Source organism: Streptomyces sp. GC420, assembly GCF_009916105.1.
Lineage (GTDB): Bacteria > Actinomycetota > Actinomycetes > Streptomycetales > Streptomycetaceae > Streptomyces.
Genome location: NZ_JAAAXQ010000607.1, coordinates 1 through 3,011, shown reverse-complemented (window position 1 = coordinate 3,011; position 3,011 = coordinate 1). Strand labels below are relative to the sequence as shown.

Sequence of the window (3,011 nt, the reverse complement as noted above, 5' to 3'; positions counted from 1 at the left end):
TGTATAAGAGACAGCTGCTGGGGGTATCCGTAGCCCGGCTGCGGGGTGCCCGGCTGAGGCGCGGGGGTCGACGGCCCGTACGGGCCGGGCCCCGGGGCGTACGGCGTCTGGACGTTGCCGGAGGGCCCGCCCGTCTGCGGGTCGAGGGGCGGGAAGACGGTGGCACCGACGCCGGCGCCGCTGCCGGCCTGGGCGCCGGGGACGATGCTGGGCGCGGCCGGCTGGAGCGACTGGGCGACGCGCAGGCACTCGTCGCGCATCGACTCGGCGCTGGGGAAGCGTTCGTTCGGGTTCTTCTTCAGCGCCCGGGCGACCAGCGCGTCCACGGCGGGCGGCAGCGAGCGGTTGATGGAGGAGGGAGCCACCGGCTCCTCCTGCACATGCGCGTATACGATCGCCAGGGGCGAGTCGGCGTCGAACGGGAGCCGTCCGGTGACGAGTTGGAACAGCATGATGCCCACCGAGTACAGGTCGGACCGGGCGTCCACGCCGCGGCCCAGGGCCTGTTCGGGGGAGAGGTACTGCGGGGTTCCCACCACCATGCCGGTCTGCGTCATCGACGTGACACCCGACTGCATGGCGCGGGCGATGCCGAAGTCCATGACCTTGACGACATTGCGCTTGGTCATCATCACGTTGCCGGGCTTGATGTCCCGGTGGACCAGGCCCATTTCGTGGCTGATTTCGAGCGCCGCCAGCACATCGCCGGTGATCTTCAGGGCCTTGTCCGCGGGCATCGCGCCGTACTGGCGGACGTCGGCGTCGAGCACGGCGCCGAGTGGCCTGCCCTCGACATACTCCATGACGATGTAAGGCATCGTCGTGCCGTCGACGTCGTCCTCGCCGGTGTCGAAGACGGAGACGATGTTGGTGTGAGTGAGTTTGGCAACAGCCTGCGCCTCACGCCGGAAACGCTCACGGAAGGACTGTTCACGGCCCAGTTCGGTGTGCAGCGTCTTGACGGCCACCTGGCGGTCCAGCACCGTGTCGTACGCCAAGTGCACGGACGCCATGCCGCCCTCGCCGAGCAGATCGCGGAGCTGGTAGCGGCCACCGGCGAGCGAACGCCCTGCGTAGCGGCCATGCGCGCCGTCCTGGCTCATGTCTCTCGCTTCCCCCATCGGCGTGGACGCCGCCCGCGGACATCCTCTTGATCCATGATTTCCCGCCAAGTCTGCCCCAGGCCCGTGACCAGTCAAGCCAGGTGCCCGTTCCGTGACCGTACGCGTAAGAAGCGTCGCGCAAGCGTTACCGGGTACGCACATCATTTGCCCGGGGAACCGTGCCGGGGGTTTCATGGCCGGTCCATCACGGAACGGCGCACCGCACGGACGCGGTAGCGTGACACCACCGCGGCAATGGACGAAGAACGACGGCGAGGACCGATGGCACAGACGCAGCGCGCCCAGGGCCCGTCCGACCCCGAGGCGACGGGCGGCGTGCCGGCGATGCCCGACGCGCCGGAGGCATGGGTCAACGGAGGGCTGGTCGGCGACGGGCGTTACCGCCTGACGCACCGTCTCGGCCGTGGCGGCATGGCCGAGGTCTTCGCGGCCGAGGATGTGCGGCTCGGCCGCACGGTCGCCGTGAAACTGCTCCGCGCCGACCTCGCCGAGGACCCGGTCTCCAAGGCCCGCTTCACACGCGAGGCGCAGTCCGTGGCCGGCCTCAACCACCATGCGGTGGTGGCGGTCTACGACTCCGGCGAGGACGTCGTCGGCGGCCAGGTCGTGCCGTACATCGTGATGGAGCTCGTCGAGGGCCGCACGATCCGCGAGCTGCTGTCCAGTGCGGAGCGGCCGCCGGCCGACCAGGCGCTGGTCATCGTGTCCGGAGTGCTGGAGGCGCTGGCCTACAGCCATCAACACGGCATCGTGCACCGCGACATCAAGCCCGCCAACGTCATCATCACCCACAGCGGTGCCGTCAAGGTCATGGACTTCGGCATCGCCCGCGCCCTGCACGGCGCCTCGACGACGATGACGCAGACCGGCATGGTCATGGGCACCCCCCAGTACCTCTCCCCCGAGCAGGCACTCGGCAAGGCCGTCGACCACCGGTCCGACCTGTACGCCACGGGCTGCCTGCTGTACGAACTCCTGGCCAACCGGCCGCCGTTCACCGGTGAGACCCCGCTCTCCGTCGTCTACCAGCACGTCCAGGACGCGCCGGTGCCGGTGAGCGAGGCCGCCGACGGGGTACCGCCGGAGCTCGACGGCCTGGTGATGCGCTCCCTCGCCAAGGACCCTGACGACCGGTTCCAGAGCGCCGAGGAGATGCGCGGGCTGGTGCAGTACGCGCTGCAGATGCTCCAGGAGCAGGGCGGGCACACCGGCACCTGGAACACCGGCCCCGTCGACATGCACATGGGCGGCAGCACGCCCGCCATGGGCCTCGGCATGGCGGCCACGACCGCGCTGCCGCACCCCGGTCACGGCGCCGAGACCTCCCAGTTCCACGCGCCGCTGCTGCCGCCCGGCATGGGCGCCGGCGGGGACGACGGCGGTTTCGAGGGCCACGGCAACCGGGGCGGCGGCAAGCTGTGGCTGTTCGCGGCGCTGGCGGTCATCGCCATCGCGGTGGGTGTGGCGCTGGCGCTGCAGCAGACGGGCGGCGACACGAAGACGCCGGAGAAGAAGCCCACCGTGAGCCCGACGCAGAGCGAGTCCGAGAAGGAGCCGACGCCGAGCGAGGAAGAGGCGACGGAGGAGCAGACCAATCCGGGCACGAGCACGGGCGGTCAGTCGGAGTACCAGCCCACGAACCCGGTGACCAGCACGGAGCCGACGCCGACGGCCACCGCGTCCGAGCCGTCCGAGCCGTCGCAGGAGCCCACCCCGTCGGAGCCGTCCGAGCCCAGCGGGGAGCCCACGGACACGACGGGCGGCGGCACCACCACCGACGGCGGGACGAGCTCGGGCGCCGACGCCGGGGGCACGGACGCGGGCGCCGACGCCGGTGGCGCCCTCGAGGGTGCCACCGGCCCCTGACCCCGCCCGCTCCCTCTCTCC

At 71.2% G+C, this 3,011-nt stretch carries 2 protein-coding genes; one reads left to right on the top strand and one right to left on the bottom strand.

What is annotated here, in order from left to right; translation table 11 throughout:
• On the bottom strand, positions 1 to 1,103 hold a 1,103-nt coding region (locus GUY61_RS36795; RefSeq protein WP_166634646.1), incomplete at its 3' end, for a protein kinase domain-containing protein.
• A gap of 282 nt (positions 1,104 to 1,385) precedes the next feature.
• Between GUY61_RS36795 and GUY61_RS36790 the strand changes: the two genes are divergently transcribed.
• Positions 1,386 to 2,990, top strand: a complete 1,605-nt coding sequence (locus GUY61_RS36790) for a protein kinase domain-containing protein (RefSeq protein ID WP_166634645.1) — start codon at positions 1,386 to 1,388, stop codon at positions 2,988 to 2,990.
• The last annotated feature ends 21 nt before the right edge of the window (positions 2,991 to 3,011 follow it).

Bases quoted from the DNA above. Each gene is read 5' to 3' on its own strand.
- GUY61_RS36790 (WP_166634645.1), top strand. From the start codon at position 1,386: ATGGCACAGACGCAGCGCGCCCAGGGCCCGTCCGACCCCGAGGCGACG.